Source organism: Streptomyces sp. NBC_01017, assembly GCF_045162795.1.
GTDB classification, from domain to species: domain Bacteria; phylum Actinomycetota; class Actinomycetes; order Streptomycetales; family Streptomycetaceae; genus Streptomyces; species Streptomyces machairae.
The window spans coordinates 4,399,225-4,419,704 of the sequence record NZ_CP108683.1 but is presented as its reverse complement, the minus strand read 5'-3'; the positions used below and the strand labels follow the sequence as shown (position 1 = coordinate 4,419,704).

General features: G+C 71.0%; 20 protein-coding genes. 6 read left to right on the top strand and 14 right to left on the bottom strand.

Annotated features, from left to right (window positions below; translation table 11 throughout):
• Window positions 1–24: 24 nt before the first annotated feature.
• Genes OG331_RS19930 through deoC form a run of 3 tightly spaced genes read right to left on the bottom strand, consistent with a single transcriptional unit; the run spans window position 25 to window position 3,342 of the window.
• Window positions 25–939, bottom strand: coding sequence for an aldehyde dehydrogenase family protein (locus OG331_RS19930; protein ID WP_406198074.1), 915 nt, complete (start codon window positions 937–939; stop codon window positions 25–27).
• Window positions 932–2,368: an aldehyde dehydrogenase family protein gene (locus OG331_RS19925; protein WP_406198072.1), complete on the bottom strand. Its 1,437-nt coding sequence runs from the start codon at window positions 2,366–2,368 to the stop codon at window positions 932–934. The genes OG331_RS19930 and OG331_RS19925 overlap by 8 nt, the downstream gene beginning before the upstream one ends.
• Before the next feature lie 5 nt (window positions 2,369–2,373).
• Window positions 2,374–3,342 (bottom strand): deoxyribose-phosphate aldolase, encoded by a 969-nt coding sequence (deoC, locus tag OG331_RS19920; protein ID WP_406198070.1) that lies wholly within the window; start codon window positions 3,340–3,342, stop codon window positions 2,374–2,376.
• A 253-nt stretch (window positions 3,343–3,595) separates the two neighbouring features.
• Here deoC and OG331_RS19915 point away from each other — a divergent pair, with 253 nt between their 5' ends.
• A complete protein-coding gene (locus OG331_RS19915) occupies window positions 3,596–4,297 on the top strand; it encodes a PH domain-containing protein (protein ID WP_406198067.1) in 702 nt (233 codons plus the stop codon).
• Window positions 4,298–4,359: 62 nt separating this feature from the next.
• Here OG331_RS19915 and OG331_RS19910 read toward each other — a convergent pair whose 3' ends face one another.
• The 5 genes from OG331_RS19910 to OG331_RS19890 all read right to left on the bottom strand — a co-directional run bounded on the left by OG331_RS19910 (window position 4,360) and on the right by OG331_RS19890 (window position 9,321).
• Window positions 4,360–5,556, bottom strand: coding sequence for a hypothetical protein (locus OG331_RS19910; RefSeq protein ID WP_406198065.1), 1,197 nt, complete (start codon window positions 5,554–5,556; stop codon window positions 4,360–4,362).
• A 169-nt stretch (window positions 5,557–5,725) separates the two neighbouring features.
• Window positions 5,726–7,366, bottom strand: coding sequence for a phospho-sugar mutase (locus OG331_RS19905; RefSeq protein ID WP_406198063.1), 1,641 nt, complete (start codon window positions 7,364–7,366; stop codon window positions 5,726–5,728).
• A 254-nt stretch (window positions 7,367–7,620) separates the two neighbouring features.
• On the bottom strand, window positions 7,621–8,445 hold the full coding sequence (locus tag OG331_RS19900) for a purine-nucleoside phosphorylase (protein ID WP_362385168.1): 825 nt from the start codon (window positions 8,443–8,445) through the stop codon (window positions 7,621–7,623).
• Between the two features lie 109 nt (window positions 8,446–8,554).
• Window positions 8,555–8,833 carry a hypothetical protein gene (locus OG331_RS19895; RefSeq protein ID WP_362385170.1) on the bottom strand — a complete coding sequence of 93 codons (279 nt, stop codon included), beginning with the start codon at window positions 8,831–8,833 and terminating at the stop codon, window positions 8,555–8,557.
• A 50-nt stretch (window positions 8,834–8,883) separates the two neighbouring features.
• Window positions 8,884–9,321: a gamma-glutamylcyclotransferase gene (locus OG331_RS19890; protein WP_328879680.1), complete on the bottom strand. Its 438-nt coding sequence runs from the start codon at window positions 9,319–9,321 to the stop codon at window positions 8,884–8,886.
• A gap of 96 nt (window positions 9,322–9,417) precedes the next feature.
• Here OG331_RS19890 and OG331_RS19885 point away from each other — a divergent pair, with 96 nt between their 5' ends.
• Window positions 9,418–10,866 (top strand): NAD(P)H-quinone dehydrogenase, encoded by a 1,449-nt coding sequence (locus OG331_RS19885; RefSeq protein WP_406198059.1) that lies wholly within the window; start codon window positions 9,418–9,420, stop codon window positions 10,864–10,866.
• 178 nt (window positions 10,867–11,044) lie between these two features.
• On the top strand, window positions 11,045–12,001 hold the full coding sequence (locus OG331_RS19880; protein WP_328879678.1) for a DeoR/GlpR family DNA-binding transcription regulator: 957 nt from the start codon (window positions 11,045–11,047) through the stop codon (window positions 11,999–12,001).
• A 122-nt stretch (window positions 12,002–12,123) separates the two neighbouring features.
• Here the strand turns inward: OG331_RS19880 and OG331_RS19875 are convergent, their stop codons facing one another.
• Window positions 12,124–12,747 carry a TetR/AcrR family transcriptional regulator gene (locus tag OG331_RS19875; RefSeq protein ID WP_406198056.1) on the bottom strand — a complete coding sequence of 208 codons (624 nt, stop codon included), beginning with the start codon at window positions 12,745–12,747 and terminating at the stop codon, window positions 12,124–12,126.
• Between the two features lie 137 nt (window positions 12,748–12,884).
• Window positions 12,885–14,657, bottom strand: a complete 1,773-nt coding sequence (locus tag OG331_RS19870; RefSeq protein WP_406198054.1) for an acetyl/propionyl/methylcrotonyl-CoA carboxylase subunit alpha — start codon at window positions 14,655–14,657, stop codon at window positions 12,885–12,887.
• Between the two features lie 364 nt (window positions 14,658–15,021).
• On the opposite strand from OG331_RS19870, the gene OG331_RS19865 reads away from it, so the two are divergent.
• Window positions 15,022–15,537, top strand: coding sequence for a hypothetical protein (locus tag OG331_RS19865; protein WP_406198052.1), 516 nt, complete (start codon window positions 15,022–15,024; stop codon window positions 15,535–15,537).
• Here the strand turns inward: OG331_RS19865 and OG331_RS19860 are convergent.
• The gene (locus OG331_RS19860; RefSeq protein WP_406198050.1) at window positions 15,506–16,126 is read right to left on the bottom strand and encodes a Maf family protein; all 621 of its coding nucleotides are present in this window, start codon (window positions 16,124–16,126) and stop codon (window positions 15,506–15,508) included. The two genes, OG331_RS19865 and OG331_RS19860, sit on opposite strands and share 32 nt — an antisense overlap.
• Window positions 16,127–16,157: 31 nt before the next feature.
• On the bottom strand, window positions 16,158–16,286 hold the full coding sequence (gene mmpB / locus OG331_RS19855) for a morphogenic membrane protein MmpB (protein ID WP_328424162.1): 129 nt from the start codon (window positions 16,284–16,286) through the stop codon (window positions 16,158–16,160).
• 121 nt (window positions 16,287–16,407) lie between these two features.
• On the opposite strand from mmpB, the gene OG331_RS19850 reads away from it, so the two are divergent.
• Window positions 16,408–17,562: an SGNH/GDSL hydrolase family protein gene (locus OG331_RS19850; protein ID WP_406198047.1), complete on the top strand. Its 1,155-nt coding sequence runs from the start codon at window positions 16,408–16,410 to the stop codon at window positions 17,560–17,562.
• Here OG331_RS19850 and OG331_RS19845 read toward each other — a convergent pair.
• Both OG331_RS19845 and OG331_RS19840 read right to left on the bottom strand, forming a co-directional pair.
• Entirely contained in the window at window positions 17,559–17,768 is a 210-nt protein-coding gene (locus OG331_RS19845; protein WP_328879672.1) for an acyl-CoA carboxylase epsilon subunit, read from the bottom strand. The two genes, OG331_RS19850 and OG331_RS19845, sit on opposite strands and share 4 nt — an antisense overlap.
• A gap of 17 nt (window positions 17,769–17,785) precedes the next feature.
• Window positions 17,786–19,417 carry an acyl-CoA carboxylase subunit beta gene (locus tag OG331_RS19840; protein ID WP_406198044.1) on the bottom strand — a complete coding sequence of 544 codons (1,632 nt, stop codon included), beginning with the start codon at window positions 19,415–19,417 and terminating at the stop codon, window positions 17,786–17,788.
• A 110-nt stretch (window positions 19,418–19,527) separates the two neighbouring features.
• Here OG331_RS19840 and OG331_RS19835 point away from each other — a divergent pair, with 110 nt between their 5' ends.
• Complete coding sequence (locus tag OG331_RS19835) at window positions 19,528–20,388, top strand: biotin--[acetyl-CoA-carboxylase] ligase (protein ID WP_406198042.1); 861 nt, start codon at window positions 19,528–19,530, stop codon at window positions 20,386–20,388.
• Window positions 20,389–20,480: the final 92 nt, after the last annotated feature.

Here is a 20,480-nt window from a genome sequence, read left to right as displayed (position 1 = left end):
TCTGGGTGGCCGTCGTGCCGGTGATCAGTACGACGAGCCGGACGCGCCCAGCGAACCCGTCGGGTGCCAGACCGTCTTGGTCTCCAGGAACGCCGTCATGCGGTCGATGCCGGGAGTGGCGGCCCAGTCGTCCACAGGCTGTGGACGAAGAACGCGCTTCAGGTTGTCGGCCGCCGCGATCTCCAGTTCCTTCGCCAGCACCTCGTCGGCGCCGGCCAGGTCGATCGCGTTGACGTCCTGGTGCGCGGCCAGCGGCGTCGCGATCTCCGCCGTACGGCCCGACAACACGTTGACGACGCCGCCCGGCAGGTCGGACGTGGCCAGGACCTCGCCCAGGGAGAGGGCGGGCAGCGGGGACTTCTCGGACGTCACCACGATCGCCGTGTTGCCCGTCGCGATCACCGGGGCCAGCACCGAGACCAGGCCCAGGAAGGACGACTCCTGCGGGGCCAGAACGGCGACCACGCCGGTCGGCTCGGGGGAGGAGATGTTGAAGAACGGGCCCGCGACCGGGTTTCCGCCGCCGACCACCTGGGCGATCTTGTCCGTCCAGCCCGCGTACCAGACCCACCGGTCGATCGCCGCGTCGACCTGCGCCGCCGCCTTCGACTTCGACAGGCCCTCGGCGTCGGCGACTTCACGGACGTACTGCTCGCGGCGGCCCTCCAGCATCTCCGCGATGCGGTAGAGGATCTGGCCGCGGTTGTACGCCGTCGCGCCGGACCAGCCGCCGAACGCCTTGCGCGCGGCGACCACCGCGTCACGGGCGTCCTTGCGGGAGGACAGGGGGACGTTCGCCAGCCAGTTGCCCTTCGAGTCCGTCACCTCGTACACCCGGCCGCTCTCGGAACGCGGGAACTTCCCGCCGACGTACAGCTTGTAGGTCTTGAAGACGGAGAGCCGCTCGGCGCGCTCGGTCTTGTCGTTCTTCTCAGACATCGAGGTACGCCTCCAGGCCGTGGCGGCCGCCCTCGCGGCCGAAGCCCGACTCCTTGTAGCCGCCGAACGGCGAGGTCGGGTCGAACTTGTTGAACGTGTTGGACCAGATGACGCCCGCGCGGAGCTTGTTCGCGACGGCGAGGATCCGCGACCCCTTCTCCGTCCAGATGCCCGCCGACAGGCCGTACGCGCTGTTGTTGGCCTTGGCGACGGCCTCGTCCGGCGTGCGGAAGCTCAGGACCGACAGGACCGGGCCGAAGATCTCGTCGCGGGCGATCCGGTGCGCCTGGGTGACGTTCGTGAAGAGCGTCGGGGCGAACCAGTAGCCGCTCTCGGGGAGTTCGCAGGCCGGCGACCAGCGCTCGGCGCCCTCCGCCTCGCCCTGCTCGACGAGCGAGGTGATGCGGGTGAGCTGTTCCTCGGAGTTGATCGCGCCGATGTCGGTGTTCTTGTCGAGCGGGTCGCCGAGGCGGAGCGTGGAGAGGCGACGCTTCAGCGAGTCCAGCAGCTCGTCCTGGATCGACTCCTGGACCAGCAGCCGGCTGCCGGCGCAGCAGACCTGGCCTTGGTTGAAGAAGATGCCGTTGACGATCCCCTCGACCGCCTGGTCGATCGGGGCGTCGTCGAAGACGATGTTGGCGCCCTTGCCGCCCAGCTCCAGGGTGACCTTCTTGCGGGTGCCGGCGACGGTCCGCGCGATCTCCTTGCCGACCGCCGTCGATCCCGTGAAGGCGACCTTGTCGACGTCCGGGTGCGCGACGAGCGCGGCGCCGCTGTCGCCGTAGCCGGGCAGGATGTTGACGACGCCCTTGGGCAGGCCCGCCTGGCGGCAGATGTCCGCGAAGAACAGGGCCGACAGCGGGGTGGTCTCGGCCGGCTTCAGCACGACCGTGTTGCCGGTCGCCAGCGCCGGGGCGATCTTCCACGCCAGCATCAGCAGCGGGAAGTTCCAGGGGATGACCTGGCCGGCCACGCCGAGGGGCGCCGGGCTCGCGCCGAAACCGGCGTGCTCCAGCTTGTCGGCCCAGCCCGCGTAGTAGAAGAAGTGCGCGGCGACCAGGGGGAGGTCGGCGTCGCGGGTCTCCTTGATCGGCTTGCCGTTGTCCAGCGTCTCCAGGACGGCCAGCTCACGGCTGCGCTCCTGGATGATCCGGGCGATGCGGAACAGGTACTTCGCGCGCTCGGAGCCGGGCAGCGCCGACCACTTCACGAAGGCCTTGCGGGCGGCCTTCACGGCGCGGTCCACGTCCGCCTCGCCGGCCTGGGCGATCTCGGCGAGGACCTCCTCGGTGGACGGGGAGACGGTCTTGAAGACCTTGCCGTCCGCCGCCTCCACGAACTCGCCGTCGATGAACAGGCCGTACGACGGCGCGATGTCGACGATCGAGCGGGACTCGGGGGCCGGTGCGTATTCGAATACCGATGCCATGGTGATCAGTCCACCGTCACGTAGTCGGGGCCGGAGTAGCGGCCGGTGGCCAGCTTCTGACGCTGCATCAGCAGGTCGTTCAGGAGCGAGGAGGCGCCGAAGCGGAACCAGTGGTTGTCCAGCCAGTCCTCGCCGGCGGTCTCGTTCACCAGGACGAGGAACTTGACGGCGTCCTTGGTCGTCCTGATCCCGCCGGCCGGCTTGACACCCACCTGGATGCCGGTCTGGGCGCGGAAGTCGCGCACCGCTTCCAGCATAAGCAGGGTGTTCGCGGGGGTGGCGTTGACGGCGACCTTGCCGGTGGACGTCTTGATGAAGTCGGCGCCCGCCAGCATGCCGAGCCAACTCGCGCGCCGGATGTTGTCGTACGTCGACAGCTCGCCGGTCTCGAAGATGACCTTGAGGCGGGCAGAGGTCCCGCAGGCCTCCCTCACGGCGACGATCTCGTCGTACACCTTCATGTAGTTCCCCGCGAGAAACGCCCCGCGGTCGATGACCATGTCGATCTCGTCCGCACCGGCGGCGACGGCGTCCCGGACGTCCGCCAGCTTCACACCGAGGGCGGCGCGCCCGGCCGGGAAGGCGGTCGCGACCGAGGCGACCTTGACCGAGGAGCCGGCGACGGCCTCCTTGGCGGTGGCCACCATGTCGGGATAGACGCAGACGGCCGCGGTCGCCGGGGTCGTCCGGTCGCTCGGGTCGGGGTGGACCGCCTTGGCGCCGAGCGCCCGGACCTTGCCCGGGGTGTCCGCGCCTTCCAGCGTCGTCAGGTCGACCATCGAGATGGCGAGGTCGATGGCGTACGCCTTGGCGGTCGTCTTGATGGAACGGGTCCCGAGGGACGCGGCGCGCGCCTCCAGGCCGACCGCGTCGACGCCGGGCAGCCCGTGAAGGAAGCGGCGCAGCGTGCTGTCGGACGCGGTGACGTCCGTAAGGGTGTGAGCTGCGGTGGGTGCATTGGTGGGCATGGTCACCAGACGAGCATATCTACGCGCGTAGCGGCTGTACACCCCGAGGGACAGGGATCTGTTCTGCGGCAAGGGAACGGATCTGTTTCTGCGGCGATGGGGAACGGATCCGCGCCATGCCGGGGAGCTGTCCGACCCAAGGGGCGCGGGGAACCGCGCGAGCAACCCACCCACCACCCGCACCCGAGCCCGCAGCCCGCCCCCATGGCGAAGGGGCGCCCCACCAAGTCGCCGGAAGGCATACGGCAGAATCGGCCCCATGACGACCCCGGAGTACCAGCCCCCCACCCCGGCCCCCGTGTCGAAGGACCGCGTCTACCGCTCGCCCATGGGCATGATCGGCGGCGTCGCGCTGCTCGGAATCGCGCTCTGGCTGGGCATCGACGCACTGGTCCGGGGCGAGGGCCGCACCCAGTGGGTGGCGCTCGCGGCGCTGATCCTGATCGTGCCGCTGGTGTCCGCGTTCACGCTGAGGCCCGCCGTCTACGCCAACGAGGACCGGCTGCGCGTCCGCAACCCGCTGCGCGTGATCGTGCTCCCGTGGGGCCAGATCGCCGCACTGCGGTCCGGCTACTCGAACGAGGTCGTCGACAAGTCCGGCACCAAGTTCCAGCTCTGGGCGGTCCCGGTCTCGCTGCGGGCCCGCAAGAAGGCGGCACGGCGTTCGGCCCGGTCGGCGGCGGAGCGGAGCGCTGCCGCGCGGGGTGAGCGCAGTGGCCGCGGCGGCGGGGGTATGGGATTCGGCGGGCTCGGGTTCGGGGCGCCGCGAGGCGATGTCGACATGGACGGCCCGGCGCGGGCCGAGACCGACAAGGTGATGGACGACCTGCGGGAACTGCTGGAGCAGCGGGAGAAGCTGGAGTCCTCGCAGGGTGAGGTCACCGTGCGGTGGGCCTACGAGGTGGCGGGGCCGGTCATCGCCGGGGCCGTGCTGCTGGCGATTCTGCTGGCGACGGCCTGACGCGCCGGGTCCGAGCCGTGATGGGGGCGCCCAACCCGCCGTGAACCGGGCCGCGTCGGGGCTCAGGGGGCGCCCGGATACACGAGTGCCATGTACGCACCGCAGTAGGCGGAGCCGGTGACCGCCGCCGCGAGGACCAGCATGCGGTGGCGGCGGGAGGCGCGGGCCAGATGCAGGGCGAGGGGGAGCAGGAGGGGAAAGGCGGGCAGGAGGAACCGGGCGCGGGGGAAGTAGACCCCGCCGCTGCCCAGGACGATCGCCAGCAGTACGGCCGTGAAGACCAGCAGCGGCACCGGCTGCCGGTCCCACACCGACAGCCCGAACAGCATCACCGACGCGATCAGCGTGAGCGTCACGACCACCAGGAACAGCTCCGGCATCCGGTCGTACACCAGCAACTGCCGCATCAGACGCAGGGTCTCGCGGCCGCCGTCCAACTCGTTGCGCCACAGCCGCTGCACGGCGAAGTATCCGTCCCAGCGGCCCACGCGCAGGCCCACCCAGCCGACGTATCCGCACCAGCCGAGCGGCGCGATCACGGCGGCCGCGAGGGTACGCGGACGGAAGCGGCGGCGCAGCGCGAGCAGGGCCGCCACCGTGACGGCGGCCGCCACCGCGACGCCGGTCGGGCGGGTCAGGCCCGCGAGCACCGCGAGCCAGGCGGCGGCGAGGAGGCGGCCGGTGAGCACGGCGTACAGCGACCAGGCCGCGAGCGCCGTGAACAGGGACTCTGTGTAGCCCATCCACTGCACCAGCCCGACCGGCAGCGCGGCCCACAGGACCGTGAGGAGAACGCCGACCCGGCGCCCGTGCAGCCGGTCCCCGACCGCGAAGACGCCCCACGCGGCGACGAGGGAGGCGATGACGGCGAGGGCGAGACCGGTACTGGCGAGGGAGCCGGGCGTGACCGCCGTGGCCCCTTTCACCAGCACCGGGTAGAGCGGGAAGAAGGCGAGGTTGTTGGCGTTGTACGCGGTGCCGAGCCCGTGCGCGTACCCGTGCTCGGCGATCCCGAGGTACCAGTCGGCATCCCACTGCGTCGCCAGGATCGGCCAGACTCCGTGCCGCTGCCGGTGTGCCCAGACCGTGAGCACCAGCAGGCCCGTGCCGCGTACGGCGAGGTAGGCGAACAGGGCGGGAGCCGCGTGCCGCAGGGCGTGCACTGGTGCGGGGCGCCCCCGTGGGGGCGGGGAGCCGGACCGTGCCTCGCCGTGGGCGGCGGTGGTCGCTCGGGGGGTCGGCCGGACGGTCGTGGACACGGCGGCGGCTCCAGGCAACTCGGTGACGCGCTTGCCCGTCCACCGTTGCCCGTGCGCCGGGGCCGCGCGTGGAGCCCGGGTCAACCACCGTGAGGAAATCGCCCGAAGGGGTGCCTCCGAATGGGGGCACCCCTTCGCGAACGACCAGAACTTTGCCTGTTCGTACGGCTCAGATGCCCGCCGCCGCCGACAGATCCCGCTTGATCGTCGCGAGCAGCCCGGCCGCCTCGGCGCGGGCGGCCGGGAGGTCGGCGTGGGTCGCGACCGGGACGACGACCTCCAGGTAGCACTTCAGCTTGGGCTCCGTGCCGCTCGGACGGACGATGACGCGGGCGCCCTCGAGCGTGTAGCGCAGACCGTCGGTGGGCGGGAGGGTGTCCGTGCCCCGGGTGAGGTCCTCGGCACGGGTGATGGCCAGCCCGGCGAGCTCGGTCGGCGGCTGCTCGCGCAGCTGCCGCATGGCGTCGGCGATGACCGACAGGTCCTGGACGCGCACCGAGAGCTGGTCGGTGGCGTGCAGACCGTGGGTCACGGCGAGGTCGTCGAGGAGGTCGAGGAGCGTGCGGCCCTCGGCCTTCAGGACGGACGCCAGCTCCGTGATCAGCAGGGCGGCGGTGATGCCGTCCTTGTCGCGTACGCCGTCGGGGTCGACGCAGTAGCCGAGGGCCTCCTCGTAGCCGTAGCGCAGACCGTCGACGCGGGCGATCCACTTGAAGCCGGTGAGGGTCTCCTCGTACGGCAGCCCCGCCTTCTCGGCGATTCGGCCGAGGAGGGAGGAGGAGACGATGGACTCCGCGAAGGTGCCGCGTGCTCCACGGTCGACCAGGTGGGCGGCGAGCAGGGCGCCAACTTCATCGCCGCGGAGCATCCGCCACTCGTCCCCGCTCTCCCCGTCCCGTACGGCCACGGCGCAGCGGTCGGCGTCCGGGTCGTTGGCGATGACGAGGTCGGGAGCCGTCTCGCGGGCCTTCGCGAAGGCCAGGTCCATCGCGCCGGGCTCTTCCGGGTTGGGGAAGGCGACGGTGGGGAAGTCCGGGTCGGGCTCGGCCTGCTCGGCGACGAGGGCGGGGGCGGGGAAGCCGGCCCGCTCGAAGGCGGCGAGGAGGACGTCCTTGCCGACACCGTGCATCGCCGTGTAGACGGTGCGGGCGGTGCGCGGGGAGTCGGGGGACAGGACCGCGTCCGTGCGGGCGAGGTAGGCGTCCAGGACGCTGTCGTCCAGGCTCTCCCAGCCCTCCGTGGGGCGGGGGACGACGGTGAGGGACGGCACCGCGGCGATCTCCTGCGCGATGTCGATGTCCGCGGGCGGGACGATCTGGGAGCCGTCGCCGAGATAGACCTTGTAGCCGTTGTCGCGCGGAGGGTTGTGGCTGGCGGTGACCTCGACTCCGGCGACCGCGCCGAGGTGCCTTATCGCGTACGCGAGGACCGGGGTGGGGAGCGGGCGGGGCAGTACGGCGGCGCGCAGGCCCGCGCCGGTCATCACGGCGGCCGTGTCCCTGGCGAAGTCCTCCGACTTGTGGCGGGCGTCGTAGCCGATGACGACGAGACCGCCCTCGTGGCCCTGCTTCCTCAGGTACGCGGCGAGGCCGGCCGCGGCGCGGATCACGACCGTGCGGTTCATGCGCATCGGGCCGGCGCCGAGCTCGCCCCGCAGGCCCGCGGTGCCGAACTGGAGGGTGCCGCTGAAGCGCGCGGCGAGTTCCTCGACGTCCGCGGCGTCGATGAGCTTGGCGAGCTCGTCGCGGGTCTCCGGGTCCGGATCCTCGGCGAGCCACGCCTGGGCCCGGGCGATGAGATCGTCGTGCACGTCGGTCAACCTCTCGTTCTGGTGGTGAGGAAGGGGGGCTGAGGGTGGGATGGTTCTCGCCCCCGCCGCCCCTACCCGTCCCGTACCTGGGGGCTGCCGCCCCCAGACCCCCGCTGTCGGCCTGAACGGCCTCGTCCTCAAACGCCGGACGGGCTGAAAATTCAGCCCCTCCGGCGTTTGAGGAGCGGGGTCGAAGGGGCGGAGCCCCTTCAAGGACGGGACGGGTAGGGGCGGCGGGGGCGAAGAAAGCGGCCCTACAGACGCCCCAGCACCTGCGCCAGCAACGACCCCATCTGCGTGGCCGAGTCCCGCCCGGCCTGCAGAACCTCCTCGTGGTTCAGCGGCTCCCCCGTCATCCCCGCCGCAAGGTTCGTCACCAGCGAGATCCCCAGCACCTCGGCCCCCGCCTCACGCGCGGCGATGGCTTCGAGCACCGTCGACATACCCACCAGATCGGCCCCGATGACCCGAGCCATCCGGATCTCCGCCGGCGTCTCGTAGTGCGGCCCGGGGAACTGGGCGTAGACGCCCTCCTCCAGCGAGGGGTCGATCTCCTTGCACAGCGCCCGCAGCCGCGGCGAGTACAGGTCCGTGAGGTCGACGAAGTTCGCGCCGATGATCGGGGACGTGGCCGTGAGGTTGATGTGGTCGCTGATCAGGACCGGCTGCCCGGGACGCATGCCCTCGCGCAGACCGCCGCACCCGTTGGTGAGGACGACCGTCTTGCAGCCGGCGGCCACCGCGGTACGCACCCCGTGCGCGACGGCGGCCACCCCACGGCCCTCGTAGTAGTGCGTACGGCCCAGGAAGACCAGCGCGCGCTTGTTGCCGATCCGGTACGAGCGGATCTTGCCGCCGTGCCCTTCCACCGCCGGCGGGGGGAACCCCGGCAGCTCGGTGACCTGGAACTCGGCCTCGGGTTCGCCGAGGGCGTCCACGGCCGGAGCCCAGCCGGAGCCCATCACGAGGGCGACGTCGTGGGTCTCGGCGCCCGTGAGTTCGCGCAGGCGCGCGGCGGCGGCGTCGGCGGCGGCGTGGGGGTCGCCCTGGATGTCGTCCGGAAGAAGAGATGCGTTCACGCGACTGAGGGTAGCCGGTCTGGGCCTACGCGCGTAGATGACAGAGCTCACGGGATGGCGATCGTTGTCTTGTCGTTTCCAACGAAGACCGCACCGGGAAGCGGCACGCTCACTCCTCGGGAATGAGGACGTCCTTGTCGTTGAAGACCTCGACGATGAAGATCAACAGCCGGCCGCGGCTGACCGTGTACTCCACGAGGACGTTCTGCGTGAGCCGGATCGTCCGGTCGTCGCCGGTGGAGCTTATGGGCCGTGACACCGAGAGGAACGGGTCGCGGGCCAGCAGCGCGATGCCCTTGTCGAACGCGTTGCGCTGCCTGTCGTCGAGCCGGTCACGGGCCTCGGCGGCCTGCACCGTGTAGTAGACGTCATACGTGGTGGGGGCCATGAGTTCTCCCGATGATGGGCCGATTCGCCCAGTCTAGAAGTCGCCCTCCGTCAGCAGGGGCGCTTCCGCAGCTCCATCACGTAATCGTGTGGCGCGCCGGCCGACTCCGCAGCATCCGCGACCTCGCCGAGGTACCGCGCGGAGGGCAGCCCGCCCTCGTACGCGTTCAGCACGTACACCCACGCCGACTCCTCGCCCTCCAGCGTGTGCACGCGCACCCGCAGCCGGCGGTATATGCCGAGGCCGACGCCCTCCCAGCGGTCCAGGGAGTCCTCGTCCATCGGGGCGACGTCGTACAGCGCGACGAAGACCTGCTCGCCGGGTTCCTCGACGAGCGTTGCCAGCGCGCCGTCCCAGCCGAGCTGCTCGCCCCCGAACGTCAGTCGCCACCCGTTCAGCCAGCCGGTGGCGCGCAGCGGCGAGTGCGGGGCGCGGCGCGTCATCAGCCGCGCGTCGAGATTGCCGGCGTACGCGGCGTAGAGCGACATGGGGAGAGGGTACGGCAGGTGAATCGTGTGCCCCTCCCGTAACGGTGGTGTCTCGGGCGGGCCCCCAGGCAGTACCACGGTGATGCGTGCGGGACAATGGAGTACGTGACTCGGATCGTGATCATCGGTGGCGGACCCGGCGGATACGAGGCGGCCCTGGTGGCCGCCCAGCTCGGCGCGGAGGTGACCGTCGTCGACTGCGACGGTCTGGGCGGGGCGTCGGTGCTCACCGACTGCGTGCCGTCGAAGACTCTCATCGCCACGGCCGAGGTGATGACCACCTTCGATTCCTCGTACGAGGAGCTGGGGATCATCGTCGCCGACGACACCCCGCACATCGATACGCCCGCGCGTGTCGTCGGCGTGGACCTGGGCAAGGTCAACCGGCGTGTCAAGCGGCTCGCGCTCGCGCAGTCCCACGACATCACCGCCTCCGTCACCCGCGCCGGCGCCCGGGTCCTGCGCGGCCGCGGCCGGCTGGAGGGCATGCAGGGCCTCGACGGCTCGCGCAAGGTCGTCGTCCGTGCCGCCGACGGCACCGAGGAGACCCTCACCGCGGACGCCGTCCTCATCGCCACCGGCGGTCACCCGCGCGAGCTGCCCGACGCCCAGCCCGACGGCGAGCGCATCCTCAACTGGACCCAGGTCTACGACCTCACCGAGCTGCCCGAGGAACTCATCGTGGTCGGCTCCGGTGTCACCGGCGCCGAGTTCGCGGGCGCCTACCAGGCGCTCGGCTCGCGGGTCACCCTCGTGTCGTCCCGGGACCGCGTGCTGCCGGGTGAGGACCCGGACGCCGCCGCCGTCCTCGAGGACGTCTTCCGGCGCCGCGGCATGAACGTCATGGCCCGCTCGCGTGCCGCCGCCGCCAAGCGGGTCGGCGACCGCGTCGAGGTCACCCTCGCCGACGGCCGCGTCATCAGCGGCAGCCACTGCCTCATGGCCGTCGGCGCCATCCCGAACTCCGAGGGCATGGGCCTGGAGGAGGCCGGCGTCAAGCTGCGCGAGTCGGGACACATCTGGACCGACAAGGTGTCCCGGACGACGGCCCCCGGCGTGTACGCGGCCGGTGACGTGACCGGAGTCTTCGCCCTCGCGTCGGTCGCGGCGATGCAGGGACGTATCGCCGTGTACCACTTCCTCGGCGACGCGGTGGCCCCGCTGAACCTGAAGACGGTCTCGTCCAACGTCTTCACCGACCCCGAGATCGCCACCGTCGGCTACACCCAGGCGGATGTCGACGGGGGCAAGATCGATGCCCGGGTCGTCAAGCTCCCCCTCCTGCGCAACCCGCGCGCGAAGATGCAGGGCATCCGGGACGGCTTCGTCAAGATCTTCTGTCGTCCGGGCACGGGCATCGTGGTCGGCGGCGTGGTCGTCTCCCCGCGCGCCTCGGAACTGATCCATCCGATCTCGATCGCGGTCGACAACAATCTGACGGTCGAACAGATCGCGAACGCCTTCACCGTGTACCCCTCTCTTTCGGGGTCGATCGCCGAGGTGGCACGACAGCTCCACACCCGGAAGTCCGGAGGCGAACTCTAGGGCGAAACCGGGCGGCCGGAACCGATTCCCCGCTGGTCACAGGGAGTTGTCGAGCATGCGTACGGCATAGGCGGCGGGACTAGGCCCTATACCACTCCTTGCCCTCGCGTGCGAACAACTTCTGTTATTCGGCGCAAACTGCTGAAACCAGACGGTCGTTGGGGTTACTGTCAGTTTCGTGTTCGCTGCAGAACGTCGCCAATTGATCCTCGAAATGGTGCGAGCGAACGGGGCCGTGTCGCTCCGTGAGCTCGCCCGCGTCGTCCAGACCTCCGAAGTGACCGTACGGCGGGACGTGCGCGCACTGGAGGCAGAAGGACTCCTCGACCGCCGGCACGGCGGTGCGGTATTGCCGGGCGGGTTCACGCGGGAGTCCGGCTTTCCGCAGAAGTCACATCTCGCGACCGCCGAGAAGACGGCCATCGCCGACCTCGCCGCGAATTTCGTGGAAGAGGGCGAGGCAATCGTCGTCGGGGCGGGAACCACCACACAGGAGCTGGCCCGCCGGCTCGCCCGGGTGCCCGGACTGACCGTCGTCACCAACTCCCTCCTGGTGGCCCAGGCGTTGGCCCATGCCAACCGGGTCGAGGTCGTGATGACCGGCGGGACGCTCCGCGGGTCCAACTACGCCCTGGTGGGCAGCGGTGCCGAGCAGTCCCTGCAGGGGCTGCGGGTGTCGCGGGCCTTCCTCTCCGGGAGCGGTCTGACCGCCGAGCGCGGCCTGTCCACGTCCAACATGCTCTCGGCCTCCGTCGACCGGGCCCTCGTCCAGGCGGCCGCGGAGGTCGTCGTCCTCGCCGACCACACCAAGCTCGGCACGGACACGATGTTCCAGACGGTGCCCACGGATGTCATCACCCGGCTGGTCACCGACGAGCCGCCGGCCCATGACGACCGCGCCCACACCGAGCTCCAGGCCCTGGCCGATCAGGGGGTGCAGATCGCCGTGGCCGGGGCGACCGGGAACCCGGGGGGTGACGAGGTCCCGGCGCGGCGGCGTGCCTTGCCGGGGCCGCGGCGGGGTCAGGTGCCGGGCGGTGCCGCGGGGTTGCGTTCGGCCGCGGCGGTGCTGGGTGAGCAGGGGGCGGAGCGGGAACGCGAGCGGGCTCGCGTCGCGGATCTGCGGCGGCGGTAGTCTGCCGACGGCGCGGCCGGGCGCCACTTCGCCGTAGGGGTTTGCGCTGATGTGCGCGTGCGGGTGGTTTGTGGCTGGTCGCGCCCACGCGGCGGAGCCGCACATCGATACAGCCTCGCCCCCTAGGCCGGCTTCAGTCCCCGCAGCGTCAAGTGCAGCAATCTGTCCGCGAGGTCCGGGTCTCCCGGCGTTTCCTCCGCCGCCAGTGCGATCGCGTGGGTCAGCTGAAGCAGGTCGTTGATCGAGACGTCCGGTCTCACGGCACCCGACTCCTGAGCCCGGGCCAGCAGCGCGCCGCCCGCCTGTCTGATCGGGCCGCTGCATCGGGCCAGGGCCGAGGTGTTGTCGTACGAGACGGACATCAGGGACCTGGCCAGGCCGCGGTACTCGCCGGCATGGGTGACCATCTCGCGCAGCCAGGTCACCAGGGCCGCGCAGGGCTCCGGGGCGTGCAGGAGTTCGCGGGACCTGGTCAGCAGGTCGCCGACGGCGTCCTCGAAGACCGCGCTCAACAGGGCGTCGCGGTTGGGGAAGTGGCGGTACAGCGTGCCGATCCCGACGCCCGCGCGGCGGGCCACGTCCTCCAGCGACGCGTCCGTGCCGTGGGCGGCGAAGGCGGACCTGGCCTCGGCCAGCAGGCGCTCATGGTTGCGGCGGGCATCGGCGCGCATGGCACGCGGCTGTGCCGTCGGCGTCGCCGCCGTGCCCGAGTTCCCCGCACTCTCGCGCGAGATCGCGCCCACCATGACTCTCACCTGCCCTCTCTCGCGCCCTTGGCGTGCCTCCAGGATGCCATCGCGCCCGGCTGCAACGAGGCGCCCGGCGGACTGTGTGTTCCAGTCCGCCGGGCGCCTCGGATGCCGTAAGGCTTGTGCCGGGTGCGTCAGTCCTTGATCTCGCAGATGGCCGCGCCGGAGGTGAGCGACGCGCCGACCTCGGCGGACAGGCCCTTGATGGTGCCGGACCTGTGGGCGTTGAGCGGCTGTTCCATCTTCATCGCTTCGAGTACGACGATCAGGTCGCCTTCCTTGACCTCCTGGCCTTCCTCGACGGCGACCTTGACGATGGTGCCCTGCATCGGGGAGGCGAGGGTGTCGCCGGAGGCGGCGGGGCCGGACTTCTTGGCCGCGCGGCGCTTCGGCTTGGCCCCGGCGGCGAGGCCGGTGCGGGCCAGGCTCATGCCGAGCGAGGACGGGAGGGAGACCTCCAGGCGCTTGCCGCCGACCTCCACCACGACCGTCTCGCGGCCGGCTTCCTCGTCCGCCTCCACGTCGGCGGGGGCGGCGAAGGGCTTGATCTCGTTGACGAACTCGGTCTCGATCCAGCGGGTGTGGACCGTGAACGGGTCGCTGGAGCCGGTCAGTTCCGGCGCGAAGGCCGGGTCCTTGACGACCGCGCGGTGGAACGGGATCGCGGTGGCCATGCCCTCGACCTGGAACTCGGCGAGGGCGCGGGCGGCGCGCTGGAGCGCCTGCTGACGGGTGGCGCCGGTGACGATCAGCTTGGCGAGCAGGGAGTCCCACGCCGGGCCGATGACCGAGCCCGACTCGACGCCGGCGTCCAGGCGGACGCCCGGGCCGGTCGGCGGGGCGAACGTGGTGACCGTGCCGGGGGCGGGCAGGAAGTTGCGGCCCGGGTCCTCGCCGTTGATGCGGAACTCGAAGGAGTGGCCGCGCAGCTGCGGGTCGTCGTAGCCGAGTTCCTCGCCGTCGGCGATGCGGAACATCTCGCGCACGAGGTCGATGCCGGTGACCTCCTCGGTGACCGGGTGCTCGACCTGGAGGCGGGTGTTGACCTCCAGGAACGAGATCGTGCCGTCCATGCCGACGAGGAACTCGACGGTGCCTGCGCCGACGTAGCCGGCCTCCTTGAGGATGGCCTTGGAGGCGGAGTACAGCTCCGCGACCTGCGCCTCGGAGAGGAACGGGGCCGGGGCTTCCTCCACCAGCTTCTGGTGGCGGCGCTGCAGCGAGCAGTCACGCGTGGAGACGACCACGACGTTGCCGTGCTGGTCGGCCAGGCACTGCGTCTCGACGTGGCGGGGCTTGTCGAGGTAGCGCTCGACGAAGCACTCCCCGCGCCCGAACGCCGCCACGGCCTCACGGACCGCGGAGTCGTACAGCTCCGGCACTTCCTCCAGCGTGCGGGCGACCTTCAGTCCGCGTCCGCCGCCGCCGAAGGCTGCCTTGATCGCGATCGGCAGGCCGTGCTCCTCGGCGAAGGCGACGACCTCATCCGCCCCCGACACCGGGTCGGGCGTGCCCGCGACCAGCGGGGCGCCGGCGCGCTGGGCGATGTGCCGGGCGGCGACCTTGTCACCGAGGTCGCGGATGGCCTGCGGCGGCGGGCCGATCCAGACCAGACCGGCGTCCAGGACGGCCTGGGCGAACTCGGCGTTCTCCGACAGGAACCCGTAGCCCGGGTGGATGGCGTCCGCGCCGGACTCGCGTGCCGCGTTCAGGACCTTGTCGAAGTCCAGATAGCTGCTTGCCGGGGTGTCACCGCCCAGGGCGAACGCCTCATCCGCAGCGCGGACATGCAGAGCGTCGCGGTCCGGATCCGCGTAGACGGCCACGCTCGCGATCCCGGCATCCCGGCAGGCCCGGGCCACGCGGACAGCGATTTCGCCACGGTTGGCGATGAGCACCTTGCGCACGATTGAGGCTCCCTCCTTGAAACAAGCCGAGTTTAGGGACTGCCGACACGCCACATCGACCCGTCCCCAGTGGTGAGCTTGCCCACACGGAGCGTGATTCCAGGCTTGCTCGACCTGCGAAATCCCATGTCGCGCCTCGGCACGCAGGTCTCTCCCGGAAAACCCTAGCCCTCCTCTGTGGTCAAGGTCTCTGTCATCACGTGCTGCGGGCCACTCGGTTTCTTTGTGGAATCCCTACGAATGGCCCAATGATTCTTTGCCCCCGACCGAACCCTTGTCCCGGGGTTTACCCGTTAGTAGCGTTCGCGATGTAGTTGAACGTACTTGGGGTAACAGCGCGGAGCTCGGAAGTGGGTGGGGCCCGGTGGTGCGCAGGCCGGTGGCGTGGGTGGTGGCGGTCGTGCTCTTCACGGAGGCGCTAGGCATCGCCGCTGTGAACTGGTTCCTCGGGGTCGTCGTCGACCGTCAGGACATGTCCTTGGCGGGGCTCGACCCGAACATGATGTCGGTGTCCTCGAAGGTCGGCGGCCTGGTCTTCGGCGCCTACTTCGCGCTGTGCGGCCTGGTCGCCCTGCTCGTGGCCGTGCGCGACCGCGCCCCGGCCGGCTTCGGCCGCATCCTGCTGATCAGCGCGGCCGTGGTGCACGCCCTGCTGGGCGCGTTCGCCTGGGGCCTGGTGGGCTGGACGGCGTTCCTGTTCATGGTCGTCGTGCTCGGCCTGATCGTGCTGCTGCTCATGACGTACGACGCCCACGGCGCCGCGGGGGAGCCCGCCGACGCCGCTCCTGACGGGGGCAAGGGCGGCGACGGCTCCCCGGCGGCAGGCTCCCCGGCGGGAGGCTCTCCGGTCACGCCTCCGCCGGCGCCCACAACTCCGTGATGCCGATGCCCAGTTGCGCCAGCAGTCGGCGCACCAGCGGCAGGCTGATGCCGATCACGTTGCCGTGGTCGCCGTCGATGCCGTCGATGAACGGGGCCGAGCGGCCGTCGAGGGTGAACGCCCCGGCGACGTAGAGGGGTTCGCCGGAGGCGACGTACGCGGCGATCTCCTCGTCGGTCGGCTCGCCGAAGCGGACGACGGTGGAGGCGGTGGCCGAGGTGTACCGGCCGGTCGCGGTGTCGTAGACGCAGTGGCCGGTCTGCAGCGTGCCCGCCCGGCCGCGCATCGACTTCCAGCGTGCCGTGGCCTCCTCGGCGTCGGCCGGCTTGCCCAGGGCCTGGCCGTCCAGGTCCAGGACCGAGTCGCAGCCGATCACGATCGCGCCCATGACCTCGGGCTTCGCCGCCACGACGGAGGCCTTCGCCTCGGCCAGGGCCAGGGCCAGCTCGGCGGGGGTGGGCGCGGTGACGGCGTCCTCGTCGACGCCGCTGACGATGACCTCGGGAACCAGGCCGGCCTGGCGGAGGAGATTCAGCCGGGCGGGGGACTGGGAGGCGAGGACGAGCCGGCGACGGGGCTGATCAGTCATGCGGTCAGCGTATCGGCGTGCCCGGCCGGACTCACCTCAGACCGAGCACGATCATCGTGAGCACCATGGCCAGCGCCATGAGAACGCCCAGCCGCCGCAACATCTCCTGCGTCTCGCGCAGTTCCTCGGGCGGCTCGTTCTCGGGGTCGGACCACAGCATGCCTTCCATCGTCGGTCGGCGGTTCGCGGCGGCGCCTGAGTACGCATACTCAACTTTCCCCTAAATGGTGCTACCGTTCCATTAGCTAAAGGGATTACAGTTCCGTTTGGAGGGTCGTGTCATGTTCACCACTTCCTGGACCGCATCACCTCAGCTGCCCAGCGAGGGCTTCACGCCCAACTGGTCCCGCGAGGGCTTCTGGCGCCAGTCACTACGGCAGGTCGTACGCCTCTCGGCGGGAGGCGGCCGGGTGCGGGTGCGGCTCTCCCACGCGTACGGCACGTCGCCCGTCCGGATCGCGGGTGCGAGCGTGGGGCGTACGGCCGCCGGGGCGGCCGTGGAGCCGGGCTCGCTCACGCGGCTCACCTTCGGGGGTGCCGCACAGAGCGTGCTGCATCCACGGCGCGCCTCCGGCGCGACGGCGCGCGGGGAGCTGGTCAGCGACGACGTCCCCCTCGCCGTCGCCGCCGGTGAGTCGGTGACCGTCACGCTCCACTTCGACACCGCCACCGGCCCGGCGACCTTCCATGCCCAGGCCTTCACGACCAGTTACCGGGGCGAGGGCGACCGGTCGGCGGAGCCCGGCGGCGAGGGCTTCGACGCGGCGACCGAGTCGTGGTACTTCCTGTCGGCCGTGGAGGTCGACGCGGGCCGTACGGACGCCGTCGCCCTCTTCGGTGACTCGATCACCGACGGGTTCGGGTCGACGCCGGGCGCGGACCGGCGCTGGTCGGACGTCCTCGCCGAGCGCACGGGCCGGCCGGTCCTGAACGCGGGGATCGGCGGGAACCTGCTGCTCAACGACTCGGCGTGGTACGGCGAGAAGGGCGTGCACCGGTTGCGCCGGGATGTCCTCGACCCGCCGGGCGTGGACACGCTCGTCGTCCTGCTCGGCTTGAACGACATCGGCTTCAGCGAGACGGACGAGCAGCCCACCTACAAACCGGCGCCGGTGCTGGAGGCCGGGGAACTCATCGCCGGGCACCGGGAGTTGATACGGCAGGGCAGGGCGGCGGGAGTCAGGGTGATCGGGGCGACGCTGCTGCCGTTCGGGGGCTCGGACCACTGGGGCGAGCGGGCGGCGAAGGTGAGTCACGAGCTGAACGAGTGGATCCGCAGCTCGGGAGAGTACGACGCGGTGGTGGACCTGAACCGTGCGCTGGCCGATCCGGCGGACCCGGACCGGCTGCGTCCGTCGTACGACTTCGGCGATCACCTGCACCCGAACGACGCCGGGTACGAGGTGATGGCCGAAGCCGTGTCAACGGCCCTTTAGCCGGGCCAGTACGTGCGCGCCCACGTCGACGGACCCGGCTGCGGCAGCCGGTGCGCGGCGATGCGGGACGGGTCCGACCACCCGTCCCGCGGCTTGGGTGCGCCGGGCGGCGTGGCTGCTGCCGCCGCGGCGCGGGCGCGGACCACCGCCAGTGCGGCGGCCAGCTCCTCGGGTGTCGGGTTGCCCCGGAGGACCTTGATGTTCATGACGGCTCCCAGCAGGCCTAGAGGGGGATGTTGCCGTGCTTCTTCGGGGGCAGGGATTCCCGCTTGGTGCGCAGCTGACGCAGACCGCGCACGACATGGCGGCGGGTCTCGGACGGCATGATCACCGCGTCGATGTAGCCGCGCTCGGCCGCGACGTAGGGGTTGAGGAGCGCGTCCTCGTACTCCTGGATCAGCCGGGCGCGCACCGCCTCAGCGTTTTCGGGGTTCTCGCCGCCGGCCTCCGCCTCGGCGATGGTGCGCCGGTGCAGGATGTTGACCGCGCCCTGGGCGCCCATGACGGCGATCTGGGCGGTGGGCCAGGCCAGGTTGAGGTCGGCGCCGAGGTGCTTGGAGCCCATGACGTCGTAGGCGCCGCCGAAGGCCTTGCGGGTGATGATCGTGATCAGCGGGACCGTCGCCTCGGCGTAGGCGTAGATCAGCTTGGCGCCGCGGCGGATGATGCCGTCGTGCTCCTGGTCGACGCCCGGGAGGAAGCCGGGCACGTCGACGAAGGTGATCACCGGGACGTTGAAGGCGTCGCAGGTGCGCACGAAGCGCGCGGCCTTCTCGGAGGCGGCGATGTCGAGACAGCCGGCGAACTGCATCGGCTGGTTGGCGACGATGCCGACCGGGCGGCCCTCGACCCGGCCGTACCCGGTGACGATGTTCGGCGCGAACAGCGGCTGCGTCTCGAAGAACTCGGCGTCGTCCAGGATGTGTTCGATCACCGCGTGCATGTCGTACGGCTGGTTCGCGCTGTCCGGCACGATCGTGTCCAGCTCGCGGTCCTCGTCGGTGACGGCGAGGTCCGCCTCCTCCGGGAAGGCCGGGGGCTCGGAGAGGTTGTTGGACGGCAGGTACGACAGCAGCTGCTTGACGTACTCGATGGCGTCCTTCTCGTCGCCGGCCATGTGATGCGCCACGCCCGAGGCGGAGTTGTGGGTGCGCGCGCCGCCCAGCTCCTCGAAGCCGACGTCCTCGCCGGTGACCGTCTTGATGACGTCCGGGCCGGTGATGAACATGTGCGAGGTCTGGTCGACCATGATCGTGAAGTCGGTGATGGCGGGGGAGTAGACCGCACCGCCCGCGCAGGGCCCGACGACGAGCGAGATCTGCGGGATCACACCGCTGGCGTGGGTGTTGCGGCGGAAGATCTCGCCGTACGCGCCCAGCGAGGCCACGCCCTCCTGGATACGGGCGCCGCCGGAGTCGTTGATGCCGATGACCGGGCAGCCGGTCTTCAGCGCGAAGTCCATGACCTTGACGATCTTCTGGCCGTAGACCTCACCCAGCGCACCGCCGAAGACGGTGAAGTCCTGCGAGAACACGGCGACGGGGCGGCCGTCGACGGTTCCGTACCCGGTGACGACACCGTCGCCGTACGGGCGGTTGGCCTCCAGGCCGAAGTTGGTCGAGCGGTGCCGGGCGAACTCGTCGAGCTCGACGAAGGACCCCTCGTCGAGGAGGAGGTCGATGCGCTCACGGGCCGTCAACTTGCCCTTGGCGTGCTGCTTTTCGACGGCGCGTGCGGAGCCGGCGTGCGTCGCTTCCTCGATACGGCGCTGGAGATCCGCGAGCTTGCCCGCGGTGGTGTGGATGTCGATCCCTTGGGGCTCTTGGATCTCGTGACGCTCTTCCGGCTCGGACATCGGGATGGCGCTCCCTGCCTGCTCAAAAGGGGGGACGGTTACTCATCCGTAGAGTAGTGGGGGGCCTACGAATCAGCAGTGCGGCGTTTCACACACCTAGGGTGGCTTGCATGACGCCGCGAGATGCATCAGACGACAGCCGTTGGTCCGACCTGGACCGTCCACCGCTGAACGCCGCCGCACTGCGGCGCGGGCTCATCCGGGACGGCGGGCTGTGGCGCGAGGTGGAGGTGGTGCAGCGCACCGGCTCCACCAACAGCGACCTGGTGGGCCTGGCGACCGACGGCAAGGCGGTCGAGGGCTCGGTGCTGGTCGCCGAGGAGCAGACGGCCGGCAAGGGCCGCCTGGACCGCACCTGGACGGCACCGCCCCGCTCGGGGCTGTTCTTCTCCGTGCTGCTGAACCCGGCCGAGGTGCCGGTGCCCCGGTGGGGCTGGCTGCCGCTGCTCACGGGGGTCGCCGTGGCGACGGGGCTGTCGCGCGCGGCAGGCGTCGACACGGCACTCAAGTGGCCGAACGACCTGCTGGTGACCGTCGGCGGCGAGGAACGCAAGGCCGGCGGGATCCTGGCGGAGCGGGCCGGGGACGAGGGTGTGGTCATCGGCGTCGGCATCAATGTCACGCTGCGTGCGGACGAGCTGCCGGTGCCGCAGGCGGGCTCCCTGGCCCTCGCCGGAGCCGTGAGCACGGACCGGGATCCCGTGCTGCGGGGCATCCTGCGCTCGCTGGAGGAGTGGTATGGACGGTGGCGGGCCGCGACCGGGGATCCGGTGGTGAGCGGGCTCCAGGAGACGTATGCGGCGGGGTGCGCGACGCTGGGGAGAGTGGTGCGGGCCGAGTTGCCGGGACATCGGTCGATCATGGGGGAGGCCGTCGCGATCGACGGGGACGGGCGGCTGGTGCTGGCCACGGCGGAGGGCGTGCAGGAGCCGGTGGGAGCAGGCGACATCGTGCACTTGAGGTTGGCGTGACTTCGCCTACCGGGCTTCCGGAGTGAGGTGGCCCACACCTGCCGTAAAGTGAAGGCCGGTCGATTACTGACCGCGGCAGATCGGAAGGGCAG